This window comes from Nisaea denitrificans DSM 18348, from assembly GCF_000426505.1.
GTDB classification, from domain to species: Bacteria; Pseudomonadota; Alphaproteobacteria; order Thalassobaculales; family Thalassobaculaceae; genus Nisaea; species Nisaea denitrificans.
Genome location: NZ_AUFM01000011.1, coordinates 445,618 through 462,201 on the forward strand (window position 1 = coordinate 445,618; position 16,584 = coordinate 462,201).

The following is a 16,584-nucleotide window of genomic DNA, read 5'->3' on the forward strand; positions in this document are numbered from 1 at the left end:
GGTTAACGCTCCATCAGGGCGACGCGGATGCCAAGGAAGATCAGCAGCCCGCCGAACACCCGGTTGACGATTTTCTGGCCGCGCTCCAGCATGTTCCGGACGATATTACTGTCGAGCGTGTAAACGAAAAACAGCCAGAACAGGGCGCTGACCAACATCATGATCAGGACCAGTAGCAGCGTGGTGGCGGCCGAGGTTTCGGGGGTGATCACCATGGTGAAGACACCGAGATAGAAGAGCGTGCCCTTCGGGTTGAGGATGTTGTTCAGGAACCCTTGCAGGAACCAGCTCTTGGCGGCGTTCTTTTGCAATCCGGCCTTTGTCTCCGCGGAGAGGGCCATGTCTTTGGCGCGGAAGCTCATGATGCCGATATAGATCAGATAGGCGGCGCCGGCATATTTCAGGATGTTGAAGGCCAGGATGCTTTCGGAGATCAGCCAGCCGATCCCGATGGCGCAATAGGTGATGTGGACCATGTTGCCGGCCAGCACGCCGAGCGAGGATTGCAGCCCGCCCGTACGTCCGCCGACAAAGGTGTTGCGCATCACGATCACCATGTCCGGGCCCGGACTGATCATGACGAGCAGCGTGATACCGAGAATGACGAGGATCTGGTCGATCATGGCAGCAGTCTCCCACGTTGATGAAAGAGATTAGCCGCGGCGGTGCGGCCTGATCCAGCCGCAAATCCGGAAATGATGTGAAGCCGGTTCAACCGCTTTGGCGGTTTACATCAGCGCGCTTGCATTCTCCGCCGCAATGGTGATCCCGATCACCACGGCGACCAACCCGATGACGCCCTGGATGGCAAGATTGCCTGTTTTCAGGCTCTTCTGCGTCCAGTGCAGGGGCAGGGCGATGATGGCGGACAGCACGCCCATACCGATCATGCTGCCAATGCCGAACAGCAGGACATAGAGAATGGCATCGGAGGGTGTATCGAGGCCGATTGCCGTCATCATCAGGATCGATCCGGAGCCGGCCAGACCGTGTACCATTCCGATGGAAATGGTGCCGAGAGGAAGACCGCGCCGGTGCGCATGTTCAGCTGGGCCATGCGTCGTCTGTTCGCTCTCGGCGGTGACGAAGTGAATATGGGCGGCGCCGTCCGAATGCCGGTGCAAGCGCCAGGCGCCGCCTTCGCGCAGCAGGCGCAGCAGTACCCGGCCACCAAGCACGACAAGCATGATGCCCACACCGAATTCGAAGAGCGCGCTCCATTTTTCGCCGACACTGAGGCCGAATCCGATCATCAAGCCTGTGACGGCCCCGAGGATCAATGAATGGCCCAATCCCCAGGCGAGGCCGTGATTGACGGCACGGCGAACCGAAGTCCCCGAGGTGACCATGCTGGAAACGGCCGCGACATGGTCCGCTTCAAAGGCGTGCTGCATCCCGATCAGGAAGCCAAGCAGCAGAATTCCGGTCATTCGATCCTCTTAACTCAACTGGTTTAGCGCCGGAGCCTAGTCCGGGGCGCTGCTATCTTGTGTCTTGATTTCGTCATGATCCGGCGGCGGCAGGAGCCGGCAGATCACACCCTTGCGGAAAACCGGCGGTCTGTCGCGCAGTTTGGGAACCCCGTGCGGAGAGGCGGCGACAGCGCGGGCCGCGGCGACCAGTTCCGCGCCGTCATTCTCCGCATCGACGTCGCCCAGCACATAGCTCCAGAGACCGGGGCCCCGGAGCGCAACGGTGACCTGACGGTCGCATACGGCCATGCATTCGATCGGGCGGACGGTGATGCCGTCTTCCGCTGTGCAGAGTGCCCCGACCCGCTCGAGCAGAACGCGTCCGTCGCCCGCCGGATCATCGGAACGGCGGCAGGCGGTGCAGATATCAATGGTAACGGAATGAAGCGGACGACGAGGATCGTCGTCCGCCATTGATGTATCGCTCACGCGGCCGCTGCGTCGGGGGTGCCGGAGCGTTCCCAGACAAAACCGGCGATGCAGCCGGTTGCCGCCCAGGTTACGGCGTGCACCACCAGCGAGGCAGCGGCGAAGTGGCCGGACAGCTCCGACGGCACGCCGCTGATATAGCCGTCCGCGTGCGGTGCGCCGATCGCATGCGGGATCGCAATCAGGGCCAGACCGGCGATGATCGCAAGCGGCGTGGAGACGCGTAGCGCAAGAAACAGACCCGCGGCGGTGGCCAGGGCCGTGCCGATCCACCAGATCTGCCGGTCTTCCAGGACGGCGGCGGCAGAGCCCGGAAGTTCCGGGCTGAGACCGAGGGCCGGAGCGAGACCGGTGGCGGCAAAGGCGGCAGCCCCCCAGATCAGGCCCGTCCGGGCCGTGATCCTCGCATTGCTGAGAACCATCGCGGCCAGCAGGATCATGGCAAACCCGAATGTGGTTCCAATCGTGGCAAGCGAGGTCGACAAGGTCCGCTCAAAGCCGTCTTCCGGAGCCCAGGACTGTTCCGTGCCGTGGGTTTCCGTTCCGTGCGCAAGATGGACAAAGGCGTCCGCCTGGTTCCGGGCGTAATGCGCGACGAGAATCTCGCCGGCACTGGCCATGTCGCCTTCGTAGCGTTCGGCCTCAAGAATCAGAGGCGTCGTTGTCACTGCCTGAAGCGCCGCGACCAGAATCCCTGCTGCAAAGCCGGCGGCGAGCGCCGACTTTATGAATTTCATAAGCATCGCAGTTCCTTCGTGCCAAGGGCCTTAGTGGCAGGGGAAGGCCATGCTGTGACGGGTGTCGTGCGCTGCATTATGCAGGGCAGTGGCATTGGCAAAGCCGGTCAGATAGACGATGCCGAGGCCGGCCAGAAGCGCAAAGACGGCGATCATCTTGGCGGATTGGCTGGCGCTGAGAGTTGTGGATTGCTGAACTGCAGAAGTCATGTGTTCCTCCGATCAAAAACGATCCGGACAGCACCCACCGGGCCGGTGTCCGGGCTTGTTCAGAGGCGAGAGAACCATGCGGCGGCCTGGGCCGACGAAATGGCAAGACGCTCACCCCGACGTTGTCGTTGATGCCGCCGCATGGGCGCCGGCATCGGTGTCGGCAGGTCTCCTGGCTCGCGGGTCATTGCTTCATCCTGCCTTCCCAGTCCGCTCATGCGGGGCCAGTGGCACAGTCCGGATGTCGCTCGTCGCTCACAGTTGCGGGGGCAGCCACGGATTCGGTCCCTGATGGGTACGCCTCGCCGTGTTCCCTTTTAATCCGTCGCCATGTTTACAGCGGCGGAACCAACACTCACAAACTATCCTTCCCGGTCAATTCGGACAAGCATGATGCGTGTCCGGGTTTGTAAATAGACGGCTCACGCAATGCGGCAGCCATATTCAAGCGCCCCGTCGAGCAATGCTTCAAACAGATGTACGGCGTAGGAGCGGTGCACATAGATGTCGAACACGGGCTCTGCACTGCGGCAATCGATCAGGCATGCCGCGTGGAACAACCCGGTCATCCGGCTTGTATCGGCCAAAAATGCCGACGCATGCATATCGATAGCGCAGCCTTTCGCCAACAGTGTCCGCGTATCCCGTCCTGACAGCCGGAGCACCGTGCGTGCATGGCTGAGATCGGTGATCGCAACAGTGTCCGGCAGCGCGCCACGAAGATACGCGGCGAGGTCGCGATGTTCCGGCTCCACGACAAGCCATCTGCCGGTTCCGGTGCCGAGGATACGCGGCCGGCCGGTTCCAGCGCTCTGGTTCGGGGTAAGGGACGGGGCTGTGCCGGTGGCCGCTTCCAGTGCGTCGGCCAGTGCCGGGGCCGTATCGGCACGGGCTTCGATTTGCACCACGGAAAACGGGGTGCGCTCGGTCAGATGAATGCCGGGGCCGTCGAAGCGGTTGGCCCCATGGTCGCCCGGTTGCAGAATTCCGGCGAGGGCCGAGCGGCGGGCGAGAATCACAGCGTCAGCCATGGAGGCGTGCTCCTTCCACGTCAAAGACATTCGGGCTGGTCACCTTCACCTGGACCGCTTCGCCTTTCAGCGGGAAGACCGCCCAGACCGTGTCGCCGATCCTGTTTGGACCGTCTTTCAACAGGCCGATCGAAATCGGATGTCCAACATTCGGGCTGATCGGGGCGGTGGAGGAGACATGGCCGAGCTTTGGCACCGGTGGCGGTGCTTTCGGGTCCTCAACCAGAATAGACCCAGCGCGAATCCTGGTCGTGCCATCGACCGGTGTCAGGCCGACCAGCGTCGGGCGGCCTGGATCGTCCATGCCTTCGCGGGTCGAAAGGGCGTCGCCGACGAAGCGTTTCTTCGAGCTCATCATCTTGCCGAAGCCAAGATCGGCTGCGGAGACTCGGCCGTCGATCTCGGCGACGGTTACATGGCCTTTTTCGATGCGCAGAATATTCAGCGCTTCAAGACCGTAGGGAACGAGACCGTGTGACTCTCCGACGGCAAGGCAGCGTTCCCACGCGGCTTCGCCATACCCGGCGGGCACGGCAATCTCGTAAGCAAGTTCACCCGAGAAGCTGATGCGGAAGATCCGTGCCGGGAAGGTGCCGAGTTTCGCCTCGCGTACACCCATGAAGGGGAATCCCTCGTTGGAGAGATCCAGTTGTGGGAACAGGTCCTGCAGGATGGCGCGGCTGTTCGGTCCGGCGATGGCCATGGCGGCCCATTCGTCGGAGACGGAGGCAACCTTGACGTCGAGGTCGGGCCAATGGACCTGAAGATGCAGCTCCAGATGCTCCATCACCGGCCCGGCCTCTGCCGTGGTCGTCGTCATGTAATAGTGGTTCTCGCCGATCCGGGAGGTGGTGCCGTCATCAAGGGCGACGCCGTCCTCGCGCAGCATGACACCGTACCGCGCCTTGCCGACGGCCAGGGTCTTCCATCCGTTGATATAGACCCGGTTCAGCAGTTCCGCCGCGTCCGGTCCCTGAATATCGATCTTGCCCAGAGTGGAAACATCGGAAATCCCGCCAGCGTTCCGAACTGCCAGCGTTTCCCGCTCGATGGCCTTGAACATCGCTTCGCGGGAATTGGGCTCATCCTTGCCGAGATAATATTGCGGCCGCATCCAGAGCCCAGCTTCCATCATCTGTGCGCCGTGCGCGAGATGCCAGTCGTGCATCGGCGTACGCCGGACAGGATTCTGGTGGCGGCCGACTTCGCGACCGGCAAAAGCGCCGATTGCGACGGGCGTGTAGGGAGGCCGGAATGTGGTGGTGCCGACTTCGGACACGTCGAGACCGCGGGCTTCGGCGAGAACACCGTGGCCGTTGATGTTCGAGGTCTTGCCCTGATCCGTACCCATGCCGAGCGTGGTGTAGCGTTTCAGATGCTCGACCGAGACATAGCCTTCGCTCTGGGCCAGCTTGACGTCATCCGCGGTGACATCGTCCTGCAGATCGACAAAGCGCCGTCCCTTGCGGCCCGGCAATGCCGGAACCTGCCAGAGGATCTTGAGCGGGCCGGTTGCCTGCTCGTCGGTGGACGGGATATCAGCCACAGCTCCAGTAGTGAAACCAAGTGCCTCGGCGGACTCCTGACCTGCCGTATACCCGTCGGCAAGGCAGTCCCCGAGGCTGAACCGTCCGCGCGCCGCGCCGATGGAGCGATCGTTCATGCGGGATTCGCCCGGCACGAAGGCGGCGATGGCCGGATCGTAGACCGGCTTGCCGCTCTGGTGACTGTAGAGATGGACGTTCGGACTCCAGCCGCCACCGGTCGCCAGCAGGTCGCATGGAATGTAGCGGGTTTCCGGCATGGCGCCGGACTGCAGCGTGGCGAGATCGGCGATGTCGACGCCGGCAAGGCCGAGATAGCCATGCGTGCGAACCACGATGGCCCCGCTGACGACATCAATGCCCTGGGCGATGACGTCTTCCTTCAGCGGACCCTGTCCGCCGGTGCGTGGGTCGATCACGCCGCGCACTTCGATGCCCGCTTCGGCAAGGTCGAGAGCGGTGCGGTATCCGTCATCGTTGTTGGCAAATACCACGGCGTGCTTGCCGGGCCGCACGGCGAAACGGTTTGCGTATGTGCGGGCGGCTCCGGCCAGCATCACGCCGGGGCGGTCATTGCCGTCGAACACCAGCGGTCGCTCGGTCGAACCGGTGGCCAGCAGCACCTTTTTGGCGTGGATCAGCCAGCGGCGCTGGCGTACCTGGAAGGGAGCGGGGACGGGCAGATGATCGGATACCCGCTCCAGCACGGCGATGGTGTCGCCATCGTAGTAACCGAAAGCCGTCGCGCGGCGGAGGAGGGTGACGTTCTCCATCTCCTCTAGCTCAGCGAGAGTGCTTGCGGCCCAGTCCATGGCGGGTTTGCCGTCGATGGTCTCGCGCTCACTGCGCAATCGGCCGCCCGGCTTGTCGTTTTCGTCGATCAGGAATACACGGGCGCCGCTCCGGCCAGCGGTCAGGGCTGCGGCAAGTCCGGCCGGACCGGCACCGACCACCACGATGTCGGCATGGCCGTGCATCTTGTCGTAAAGATCGGGATCGCTGACATGCTCCGCCGTGCCCATTCCGGCAGCCTTGCGGATGAAATGCTCATAGAAGTGCCAACCGGGTATGCCCATGAAGGTCTTGTAATAGAACCCGGCGAACAGGAAGCGCGAGGCGAGGTCGTTCACGCCCATGACGTCGAGGGCGAGGGACGGCCAACGGTTCTGGCTCTTGGCTTCCAGTCCGGCGAACAGTTCGATCTGGGTGGCGCGCGTGTTCGGCTCCTGCCGCCCGCCTGAGCGCAGGTTCACCAGCGCGTTAGGCTCTTCCGGTCCGGCTGAATAGATGCCTCGCGGGCGGTGGTATTTGAAGCTGCGGCCGACCAGTTTGACGCCGTTGGCGAGCAGGGCGGAGGCCAGCGTGTCGCCTTCATATCCGGTATAGGATTTACCGTCGAAGCTGAAGGCGAGGGGGCGGGTACGTTCGATCTCGCCGCCTTCGGAAATCCGGAAGGGCTGCTGTTCCTTGCCGCGAATCATGGCTTGGTCTCCGTCTCCGGCAGGGGAATATCGTCCGCCGGCCGTCCGGCCCCGAGGATCTCGTGCGTCAGGATATTTCGCAGCACCTTCACCACTTCCCGGCAGCCAAGGCCGTGATGCCAGAGTTCCAGATGCGGGCCGCGCGGATTATCGCGCGTATAAACATAATCGACCCAGGCCGGGTCATTCTTCTCGGCGCCGTCCGGACGTTTTTTGGTGGCGTCACCGATATAGGTGAATTCCTCGTGGGCGCGTTTGCCGCAATAGGGGCAGTCGATATAAAGCATGTCCGGCGCCTCCTAATGGTGCCCCGGCACGGGGCCGGTCGCTTCTTCGTCGAGAATATGACCGCGCTCGAAACGGTCGAGCCGGAGACCGGCATTCAGCGGATGCGGCTCATCCTCGGCAATGGTGTGGGCAAAGACCCAGCCGGAGCCCGGCGTGGCCTTGAAGCCGCCATAGCACCAGCCGCAATTCAGATACAGATTGTCGATCGGCGATTTGCCGATGATCGGGCTGCCATCCATCGACATGTCCATGACGCCGCCCCAGTGCCGCAGCAACCGGAGACGGGAGAGCGAGGGCACCATGGCGATGCCGCCGCGCATGACATGGTCGATGGTCTCCATGTTTCCGCGCTGGGCGTAGGAATTGTACATGTCGAGATCGCCGCCGAAGACCAGGCCGCCCTTGTCCGACTGGCTGAGATAGAAGTGCCCGGCGCCATAGGTCACCACATGGTCGATCAGCGGTTTCAGCGGCTCGGAGACGAAGGCCTGCAGCACATGGCTCTCGATCGGCAGTTTCATGCCGAGCTTGGAGGCGAGGTAGCCGGTGTTTCCGGCGACGGCGAAACCGATCTTGCCGCAGCCGATGGTGCCGCGCGATGTCTCGACAGCCTCGATCCGGTTGCCGGTGCGCTTGAAGCCCGTGACCTCACAATTCTGGATGATATCGACGCCGAGCCGGTCGGCCCCGCGGGCAAGGCCCCAGGCCACGGCATCGTGTCGGGCAGTGCCGCCGCGCGGCTGCAGCAATCCGCCATAGATCGGAAAGCGCGCCTCGTCCGAGTAGTTGAGATACGGCACCATGCGCTTGACCTCTTTCCGGTCGAGCAATTCGGCGTCGATGCCGTTCAGTCGCATGGAATTGCCGCGCCGGGCGAAGCGGTCCATCTGTCCGTCTGAGTGGGCAAGGTTGAGAACGCCGCGCTGGCTGAACATGACGTTGAAATTCAGCTCATGGCTCAGATTTTCCCACAACTTCATAGACTTCTCGTAGAAGTGGGCGTTGTCGTCGAGCATGTAGTTGGAGCGGACGATGGTGGTGTTGCGTCCGGTATTGCCGCCGCCGAGCCAGCCTTTTTCGAGTACGGCGACATTTCGGATGCCATGCACTTTGGCGAGATAGAATGCGGTGGCCAACCCGTGCCCGCCACCACCGACGATGACGACGTCGTAGCTTGGCTTCGGCTCAGGGTCGCGCCAGGCACGCTGCCAGCTCTTATGCCCGTTGAGCGCGTTCTTGATCAGACTGAAGACGGAATATTCGGCCATGAGCGGATTGCCTGCCGGATCGTTAGAAAATGACCCGATATGCCTAGCACCGGCCACGGCAATACGAAAAGCCAGATTACGACCTGCTGTCGCGCAATTGCGTCATGCAGGCATTCCGCTACATCCGTTCGACCCGTTCGGCCAGTTGTGCGGTGATACCGGCGGAGATCCGCCCGGCCTCACCGGCCATCGCTTCGATGAAGACCACGAGGGGCTGACCGAGCCGGTCGATCAGCGAGTCCTGATCGGCTGAAACGTCCTGATCGGTGAGCGCCTGCCGTAGAAGTGCCTTGAACTCCCGATTGACGTAATCGACCCTGGCTTCACTGCTGGCAAGCCAGCGCGCCGCGGTATGACGGACGGATTGCAGGCTTTCGTCTGTGCGAATGAAGGTTTTGACCTGACGGCCACTCGGATCCGGGCCGAGACGGGAGATCATTTCAATACTGATCCAGGCGAACCACCAGCGCCATGGATCGGCCCGCATCATCCCGTCGTCATAGACGATCTGCAGTAAATGCAACGTGGTAACCGGTGCTTCCGGTTTGAGCCGGACGATCTGTGGCGGCAAGGCCGTGAGTGCAAATGCCTGCAAGCGCTTGTCCGAGGCGGCTGCGGGTTTGCGTGCAGGGCCCGGGCGAATGCCAAGCTCCCGCATCCGCGTTTCCGTATCCGCGATCTCGAACCAGTGCCGCAGAGCGAGTGCTACGCCACGAATCTGGTCAGCTTCCCATTGCGCCCGATCCATAACCCGATTCTACCCTGTTAGCGGTCACTTTCGGCATAAATTCTTAACATACTTAAGGTTATTATGCCCATTGCTCCGCAGGTTGCCGCCAATGCCGTCTGAATGTGTTGCCTGTCTTGCTTTGGGGCAGCCCGACAGGTAATCTTACCGCCGTATGTCAGACGCAATATTCAAGGCTACAAGCGTATGGAAACGCAAAGCTCTTCGCTTGCAAGCAGCATAACGGCCTGGATCAACCATTTTTTCCGCGAGCGCGAGGTAATCCTGCGGTCCGATTCGCGGATCCGCTATTTCTCGCTCAGTACCCGATTGCAGGTCGGCATCGTTATTGTGTGGATGATGGCGGCAGGCTGGGTCGGCTTCGCGTCGGTCGGCGTTTACATGCAGGACGATCTGCTTCGGGGCAAAGACGTTGCCATCCAGCGCAGTCAGGATTCCTACCGTCAGCTACTTGATCAGGTGTCGGATTATCAGCTCTCCGTGGTCGCCATTACCCGCGATCTGAAAGAGACACAGGGCCAGTTGCAGCGGCTATTCGACCAGAATGAAGGCTTGCGGACCAACCTGACCACGACCGAGTCCCGGCTGCGGTATACCCAGGTGGAGCGCGACCGGATCAATGCCGGACGCAAGGCACTCAACGACCAGTTCAGCCTTCTTGGTCGTGAGTTGCGCCGCATGACGGGCAAGAATAACGGTCTTGAAACGCATATCAGCAATCTGCGCACTCATCTCGAAACGCTTGAAGCCGAGAAGAACGAGATCGCGGCGGAGCGCGAGAAACTGGACGGACGCCTCTGGCGCCTGAACAATGAACTCGCTGAATCCGTGGCACAGAGAGATCATCTCGCCGAAACAATCTCGCACCTCCGCTCGGATCTCAGAACGGTCATGCTTGAGCGGAGTTCGGTAACGTCCGAAAACGACTCATTGCGGACCCGGATTTCCTCTCTGGAAGCGCGGCTCACCGATGTTGACGATGAGCATAGGAACCGGCTGGAAGCGATTTCGGAACGGGCGCTCAGTAATATCCATGCTGTTGAAGCCGTCTTGCAGAAGACGGGACTCGATCTGGAGCGCATCGCGCCAATGCCTGAAGGCATGATCATGGGCCAGGGCGGTCCCTTCATTCCTTACCATCCGGAACTTCAGGTGGAACGTTCGGAATCGGATACGCTGGAATCGCAGCTGGAATTGAGGCTTTCCCGGTGGGAGCAACTCCGGGATGTCTATTTGTCCGTTCCGTTGATCGTGCCGATGAAGGACTATTACTTCACCAGCGGATTTGGCCGGCGAAAAGATCCGATCAACAAGCGTTGGGCATTGCATGCGGGCCTGGATCTGTCCGGACCGCGCAAACAGGAAGTGATGGCGGCGGCGCCCGGAAAGGTTATCCGTGCGCACCGTGAGGCTTTCTACGGACGGATCGTCGAAATCGACCACGGAAATAATATTACGACCCGATACGCGCATTTAAGTAGTATCGCAGTGAAAGTCGGCCAGACGGTCGGCCTGGGCGAAGTGGTTGGCCGGATGGGCTCTTCCGGTCGAAGCACGGCGCCGCATTTGCATTATGAAGTTCGCTTCAAGAACAAGCCGATGAATCCGCGTAACTTTCTCAAGGCGGGACGATATGTTTCAAAAAAAGGATAGTCGCGGTCAGCAGCAGGCACCGCAGAAGCAGGCCGCGCCTTCGATCCTGAGCGCGGATCTTGTGGTCAATGGCAATCTCGTGAGTGACGGCGACATGCAGGTCGACGGTACGGTCGAGGGCGACATCACCAGCAAGAAGCTGACGATCAGTTCAACGGCTGTTGTTCGCGGATCGATCGAGGCCGATGCCATCGTCATCGCAGGTGCCGTGACGGGGCAGGTCAAGGCCCGTCATGTAACGCTGAGCAAGACGGCACGCGTTATTGCCGACGTTGTTCAGGAACGATTGACTATCGAACCAGGCGCCTTCTTCGAAGGCAATTGCCGGCATTTCCCGGACGAAAAGCCGGTGGAGAAAAAAGCGCTGGAGCGGATTGGCGCGAAGCCGGAACTGGCTTCCCCAAGTGTTGTTGGCGGGGCAAAACCGGCAACCGCTACGGCAACGGTTTCCGACGCCAAGGACAAAGAATCCCACGCTCTTGTGTGACGTTTAGATCGGGCGGCGCTCTCGCTGCCCGATCCTTCAGAATACGGCTTATGAGCGCGCCAGTGCCCGCGCGAACATTTCGGAATCACAGTTCCCGCCTGAACAGACGACTGCGACATTCTTGCCCTGCATGTCGATCTTGCCGCTGAGAGCAGCAGCAAGCGCAACTGCCCCTCCGGGCTCTACCACGATCTTCAGATAACGGAATGCCGCCGCCATCGCGTCGAGCGCTTCCTCGTCGCTGACAGCGAGACCGCCAGCCAACAGCGGCTTGCAGAGGCTGAAGGTGATCTCTCCCGGTGTCGGCGTCACGATGGCGTCGCATATGGAACGCGCTGCGGGATCATTGCTCTCGTGTTTCCCGCTCGCGAGAGAGCGGGCCATGTCGTCAAAATTCTCCGGCTCGGCTGAATAGACCGCGACGCCCGGCGCGACATTGTGGAGCGCAAGTGCGGTCCCCGATACAAGGCCGCCGCCGCCGCAGCAGACGATCACCGCATCCAGCGCCGCACCGGCTTCTGCCGCCTGTTCCGCGATTTCCAAACCGATGGTGCCCTGTCCGGCGATCACGCCCGGGTCGTCATAGGGACGCACCAGCGTCGCACCGGTCTTGGCGGCGATCCGCTGTCCGATCTCTTCCCGGTTCTCGCTATAGCGGTCATAGAGAATGACTTCGGCGCCGTAGTCCTTGGTGTTCTGGATTTTCATCGCCGGCGCATCTTCCGGCATGATGATGCTTGCCTTGATACCAAGCCGACTTGCCGCATGGGCGACGCCCTGGGCGTGGTTACCGGAGGAATAGGCGAGCACACCCCGCGCCCGGTCTGCCTCCGGGATCAGGGAGAGCCGGTTGAAGGCGCCGCGATACTTGAAGGAGCCCGTGCGTTGCAGGCATTCAGGTTTGACCAGCAGGCGGCCACCGAGCTTCTCGTTCAGCAGGGGCGCTTCCAGCATGGGCGTGCGTACCACTTCGCCCTTCAGGCGTGTGGCAGCGGCTTCGATATCGGCGAAAACGGGGGCTGCGAGGTGCGTTGAAGCAAGCTCGTTCATCTGGTCTCTCTCCTGTCTTAAAGACCGGTCCGCGAGGCGCTATGAATATGCGGACCGGTTCATGCTGACGATAGGAGTGCCCGGTCGTCGGTGCAACGCTGTGATTGTCACCGTTTCAATCAGTCGGCCGGGGGCAGTCGGACGGGTGTCTCAAAGCAAGGGCGGCAGCTCATCCAGAGTCCGGAGTTCCGCATCCGGTGTCCCGGGTAGCCGCTCCGGGGCCTGGGAGAACCGGTTGATCCAGGCGACCTTGAAGCCGAAGGCCGAGGCGGCGGTCGCGTCCCAGGCGTTCGAGCTCTGGAAAGAGATGTGATCCGCATGAATACCGAGCCGGTCGACGGCGAGCTGGTAGACCGACGGATGCGGCTTGTAGATACCAACCTCCTCTACCGACAGGACGGCGTCCATCAAGGCGCCGACACCGGACTTTTCACATACCCGCTCCAGCATCTCCGGCGAGCCGTTCGATAGGATCGCCGTCTTCAGACCCCGGTCCCTGAGGTCCTTCAAAACGCCAAGCACTTCAGGATAGGCGTCGAGGGTGAGGTAGCTGTTCAGGAGAGCGTCGCGCAGACCGGCGGGGCCGAGGTTCCCGAGAACGGATTCGAGCGAGAAATCGAGTGCGTCGCCGGTCACCTGCCAGAAATCGACATGGCGGTTCTGCAGAGCCCGGAGCCATGTGTATTGAAGCTGCTTTGTGCGCCAGATCTCCGATGTCCTGTCGGCCTGTTTATCCGGATCCGGAAACTGGCTGCGGCATTGCGCGACGGCGGAATGAACATCGAACAGGGTGCCATAGGCATCGAAGACGCAGGCCTTTATGCCTGCGAAGGACGGATTTCCCGACATTGAGTTTTACTCCCTTGTGAGCGCAGAAGCCTGATGGGCATCCAGCAGAACGCCGCAAGCCGTAACGCACCACACATCGCGCGGGGAGACTTTATCCCAGGAGATCACGGGACTGTGACGCCCGAGCCGGGCCCGGTAGACCACCAGTCCTTCAAGCACGCGCTGGACATAGTTCCGGGTTTCCCCAAACGGAATACGCTCGATCCAGTCGATGACGTCGACCTCGTCGCTGCGCGGATCTCCGCGCTCCCGCATCCATTTGTTCACATTGCCGGGACCCGCATTGTAGGCGGCGATCGCGAGTATGTAGTTGCCGCCGAAACGGTCGATCAGGCCGGAGAGATAGGCACTGCCGAGCCGGATGTTGAAATAGGGGTCGGCTGTCAGCCGCTTCGCCGAATAGCGCTGCTTGACGGTTTTCGAAACCTGCCGGGCTGTCGCCGGCATCAATTGCATCAAACCGCGCGCTCCGGCACGGCTTTGAGCTTTCGTGTCGAACCCGCTTTCCTGACGGATTATGGCCAGCATCAGGGCGGGCTCCAGAGGGCCGTGCTCTGTTGCATAGCGGGTCGGATACCCTGTCTGTGTCAGAACAATGCCCTTACGGGCGGCAGTCCGGGCGGCCTTTACCGTGATATCCAGATAGCCAAGCTCGCGGGCAAGCTGCGCCACAAGGACCGCCTGTGTCCCGCTGTCGGCGAGGCGTGAGAGATGAGTGACGAAGTCGCGCGCCAGATCGTCCTGACCGATACGTCCGAGCGCGGCGGCAACTTGCGCCAGGGTCGTTTGGCGAAAGGCCGTTCGCTCTTCCGGTGCCGGTTGCGGTTCGCGGGGAAGCCGGAATTCATCTGTGCTAAGGCGAGCCTGAGCAAGCTGGCCATAGAAGGTCGCGGGGTTTTCCGCTGCACGGCGATACCAGTTGCGAGCCTGCGTCTTTTGCCCGGCTGTCTCTGCTGCCCGTCCGGCCCAATAGCCGGCTCGGGCAAGGCTGATGGAGGTGCTGACGCCTTTATAGAGTTTTTCGAAGGCTTGCAGAGCTTCGGCGGGTTTGGCGGCGAACCGAAGCGCGATCCAGCCGGCATGCCACTCGGCCTCGGCGAAACTCAGGCCGCTATGCTGGATGTGCGCGGCGGAGAGCAGGTAGGCGTCTTCCTCGCGATTGTCGTCCAGCGCGTAGCGAATTTGTCGTGAGCGCTCCCGCCACCAGAGGGCGGGGAACTGCTGTTCCGATGGTACAGACCAGAGGAGTTCCAGGGCGTCGTCCTTGCGGCCCTTGCGGTGACGCCAACGCAGCCGCTCGTATTGCAGGCCCGGATCCGATTGCAGATTGTCGGGAACACGATTGATAGCCCCATCGACGCCAGGAGACTGTGTGCGCAACTGAATACGCGCGAGAGCGAGATTTCTTTGGCCTTTGGCGACCAGTGGGAGGACCCGGCGGGCGGAGGAAGTGAATCCGCGCCACAGCATCCGATCAAGGCGGATCCAATGGTCCTCCGCGCTGAGCAAAGACCTGTACCGCTTCAGGAAGGCCCGGTGGTCCGACACACCGAATGGCGTTTCGTGCCAGTAGGAGCGCGCTTTCTCGATCAGATCAGCGCGATCCGCGTCGTTTTCCAGTGTCTTCAGATATTTCAGGCGGCCGGCAGCGGTTTGCGGCGTGATCTCAGTGAACCAGCTTTTCTGCGTAGTGACCGGCAGATCATCCGGCATCAGATACTCGGCGCGTGAAATCATCTTCCAGCGGTCGGGCCAGCCCGGGTGCGCCTTGAGGAAGCTGGCAATCTCCTCGAAGCTGGCGCCGCTTTCCGGATCACGGAGCCGCAGCCATGTCAGAGCCGTTTCAAGCTCGGGCCGGGTCGGCTCGCGGGCGATTTCCGCGACGGCACTCCACTTCCCTTTCGAGGCGAGCGCGAAGGCACGCCGATAGGCGGCCGTGCTGTTCTTTGGAACCAGCAGGTTCCGTGGCCTGACAAGAGGGAGCGGCGGGACGGATAGTACGGGGCGGATTTCAGGAACGGGTGCGGCGGCGTGGCTTTGACTTCCGGCCATGGCCCAAAGAGCGCCCATCAGGACGCCAACACCGGCCAGGACCGCACATGAGATCGATCCAAATCGGAACAGCATTCGCAGTGTCTATTCCCCCGCCGCTACAGGTTGCACGCGGACCGTCCGACCGGGGTGTCCAGTGTGGAGTCTGCGTGCCAGAAAGTATGATAGCAGGAAACCTGCCTTACGCTAAGTCACCACTCGCTATGGACAAAGTGGGGCTGCGTCTTATTTCCAACAGGCCGACGCAAATACCCCCGTATGGAACGCAAGTTCTTGTTCCTCCGCGAAGGTGAGCGTATGGTCCCCGTCTTTCGAGGAAACAGCCAAAAACGGCAGGAGACGAGACGTGGCCTACAATGCTGGAAATCCAATGTTCAAGGGATCCCTGGTAGCATTGATCACGCCGTTCAAAGACGGCGCGGTCGACGAGGCCGCGTTCCGAAAACTTGTCGACTGGCAGATCGAGCAGGGTACGGACGGTGTGATCCCCACGGGAACCACCGGCGAGTCCCCGACTCTCAGCCATGCCGAGCACAAGCAGGTTGTTGAAATCTGTGTCGATCAGGTGGCTGGCCGGATCCCGGTGATTGCCGGTACCGGTTCGAACTCGACCGAGGAAGCCATCGAGCTGACCCGGCACGCCAAGGAAGCCGGTGCGGATGCGGCGCTGATTGTTACGCCTTACTACAACAAGCCGACCCAGCAAGGCCTTTACTTGCACTTCAAGGCAATCGCCGATGCGGTTGATTTGCCGATCGTGATCTACAATATCCCCGGGCGCAGCATCGTCGACATGACGGTCGAGACCATGAAGCTGCTTGCTGAATTGCCGAACATCGTCGGCGTGAAGGATGCGACGGCCAATGGCACGCGTCCGATGGAAACCAGGCTCGCGATCGGACCGGATTTCTCCCAGCTGACCGGAGAGGACGGGACCGTTGTGCCGTTTCTCTCCCAGGGCGGTCACGGCTGCATCTCGGTGACGGCGAATGTCGCGCCGGGACCGTTGTCGGAACTGCACCGGGCGTGGGGCAAGGGCGATCTCGATACGGTCATGACTATCAATGACCGGCTGTCCCCGCTGCATCAGGCCCTGTTCTGCGAAAGCAGCCCGGGACCGGTGAAATATGCGGCGAGCCTGCTCGGGATCTGCGAGCCGACCGCGCGTCTGCCGATCTGCGAGATCGCTGACAGCAGCAAACAAAAAGTGGAATCCGCTCTGCGGCATGCCGGTCTGCTGAACTGATCAGCGGGCCGGGCCTGCCCGGCGGTTGAAGGAAAACTC

Annotated in this window: 16 protein-coding genes and 1 riboswitch; of the genes, 3 read left to right on the top strand and 13 right to left on the bottom strand. The window is 61.6% G+C overall.

Annotation, left to right across the window (positions count from 1 at the left end):
• Positions 1–2: 2 nt before the first annotated feature.
• The 10 genes from K328_RS0102885 to K328_RS0102930 all read right to left on the bottom strand — a co-directional run bounded on the left by K328_RS0102885 (position 3) and on the right by K328_RS0102930 (position 9,208).
• On the bottom strand, positions 3–623 hold the full coding sequence (locus K328_RS0102885) for a LysE family translocator (protein WP_028464682.1): 621 nt from the start codon (positions 621–623) through the stop codon (positions 3–5).
• 105 nt (positions 624–728) lie between these two features.
• Positions 729–1,430 carry a hypothetical protein gene (locus tag K328_RS0102890; RefSeq protein WP_028464683.1) on the bottom strand — a complete coding sequence of 234 codons (702 nt, stop codon included), beginning with the start codon at positions 1,428–1,430 and terminating at the stop codon, positions 729–731.
• Positions 1,431–1,466: 36 nt separating this feature from the next.
• Positions 1,467–1,901, bottom strand: coding sequence for a DUF1636 domain-containing protein (locus K328_RS22305; RefSeq protein WP_156901157.1), 435 nt, complete (start codon positions 1,899–1,901; stop codon positions 1,467–1,469).
• Complete coding sequence (locus K328_RS0102900; RefSeq protein ID WP_205620574.1) at positions 1,898–2,638, bottom strand: CbtA family protein; 741 nt, start codon at positions 2,636–2,638, stop codon at positions 1,898–1,900. The genes K328_RS22305 and K328_RS0102900 overlap by 4 nt, the downstream gene beginning before the upstream one ends.
• Before the next feature lie 30 nt (positions 2,639–2,668).
• Entirely contained in the window at positions 2,669–2,848 is a 180-nt protein-coding gene (locus tag K328_RS0102905) for a CbtB domain-containing protein (RefSeq protein ID WP_028464685.1), read from the bottom strand.
• Positions 2,849–2,993: 145 nt separating this feature from the next.
• Positions 2,994–3,216: riboswitch (cobalamin riboswitch) on the bottom strand.
• A 54-nt stretch (positions 3,217–3,270) separates the two neighbouring features.
• Positions 3,271–3,879 (bottom strand): sarcosine oxidase subunit gamma, encoded by a 609-nt coding sequence (locus K328_RS25530; RefSeq protein WP_051284372.1) that lies wholly within the window; start codon positions 3,877–3,879, stop codon positions 3,271–3,273.
• On the bottom strand, positions 3,872–6,904 hold the full coding sequence (locus K328_RS0102915; RefSeq protein WP_028464686.1) for a sarcosine oxidase subunit alpha family protein: 3,033 nt from the start codon (positions 6,902–6,904) through the stop codon (positions 3,872–3,874). Before K328_RS0102915 ends, K328_RS25530 begins: the two co-directional genes overlap by 8 nt.
• Positions 6,901–7,191 carry a sarcosine oxidase subunit delta gene (locus tag K328_RS0102920; RefSeq protein ID WP_028464687.1) on the bottom strand — a complete coding sequence of 97 codons (291 nt, stop codon included), beginning with the start codon at positions 7,189–7,191 and terminating at the stop codon, positions 6,901–6,903. The genes K328_RS0102915 and K328_RS0102920 overlap by 4 nt, the downstream gene beginning before the upstream one ends.
• A gap of 12 nt (positions 7,192–7,203) precedes the next feature.
• Entirely contained in the window at positions 7,204–8,460 is a 1,257-nt protein-coding gene (locus K328_RS0102925) for a sarcosine oxidase subunit beta family protein (protein ID WP_028464688.1), read from the bottom strand.
• Between the two features lie 118 nt (positions 8,461–8,578).
• Positions 8,579–9,208, bottom strand: coding sequence for a hypothetical protein (locus tag K328_RS0102930; RefSeq protein WP_028464689.1), 630 nt, complete (start codon positions 9,206–9,208; stop codon positions 8,579–8,581).
• 186 nt (positions 9,209–9,394) lie between these two features.
• Between K328_RS0102930 and K328_RS26970 the strand changes: the two genes are divergently transcribed.
• A complete protein-coding gene (locus tag K328_RS26970) occupies positions 9,395–10,861 on the top strand; it encodes a M23 family metallopeptidase (RefSeq protein ID WP_028464690.1) in 1,467 nt (488 codons plus the stop codon).
• Positions 10,842–11,348, top strand: a complete 507-nt coding sequence (locus tag K328_RS22320) for a bactofilin family protein (RefSeq protein ID WP_051284374.1) — start codon at positions 10,842–10,844, stop codon at positions 11,346–11,348. The genes K328_RS26970 and K328_RS22320 overlap by 20 nt, the downstream gene beginning before the upstream one ends.
• Before the next feature lie 48 nt (positions 11,349–11,396).
• Here the strand turns inward: K328_RS22320 and K328_RS0102945 are convergent, their stop codons facing one another.
• The 3 genes from K328_RS0102945 to K328_RS22325 all read right to left on the bottom strand — a co-directional run bounded on the left by K328_RS0102945 (position 11,397) and on the right by K328_RS22325 (position 15,374).
• Positions 11,397–12,398: a threonine ammonia-lyase gene (locus K328_RS0102945; protein WP_028464691.1), complete on the bottom strand. Its 1,002-nt coding sequence runs from the start codon at positions 12,396–12,398 to the stop codon at positions 11,397–11,399.
• Positions 12,399–12,548: 150 nt separating this feature from the next.
• Positions 12,549–13,247, bottom strand: coding sequence for a haloacid dehalogenase type II (locus K328_RS0102950; protein WP_028464692.1), 699 nt, complete (start codon positions 13,245–13,247; stop codon positions 12,549–12,551).
• A 6-nt stretch (positions 13,248–13,253) separates the two neighbouring features.
• Positions 13,254–15,374, bottom strand: a complete 2,121-nt coding sequence (locus K328_RS22325; RefSeq protein ID WP_051284376.1) for a lytic transglycosylase domain-containing protein — start codon at positions 15,372–15,374, stop codon at positions 13,254–13,256.
• 295 nt (positions 15,375–15,669) lie between these two features.
• On the opposite strand from K328_RS22325, the gene dapA reads away from it, so the two are divergent.
• The gene (gene dapA / locus K328_RS0102960; RefSeq protein ID WP_028464693.1) at positions 15,670–16,545 is read left to right on the top strand and encodes a 4-hydroxy-tetrahydrodipicolinate synthase; all 876 of its coding nucleotides are present in this window, start codon (positions 15,670–15,672) and stop codon (positions 16,543–16,545) included.
• Positions 16,546–16,584 lie beyond the last annotated feature (39 nt).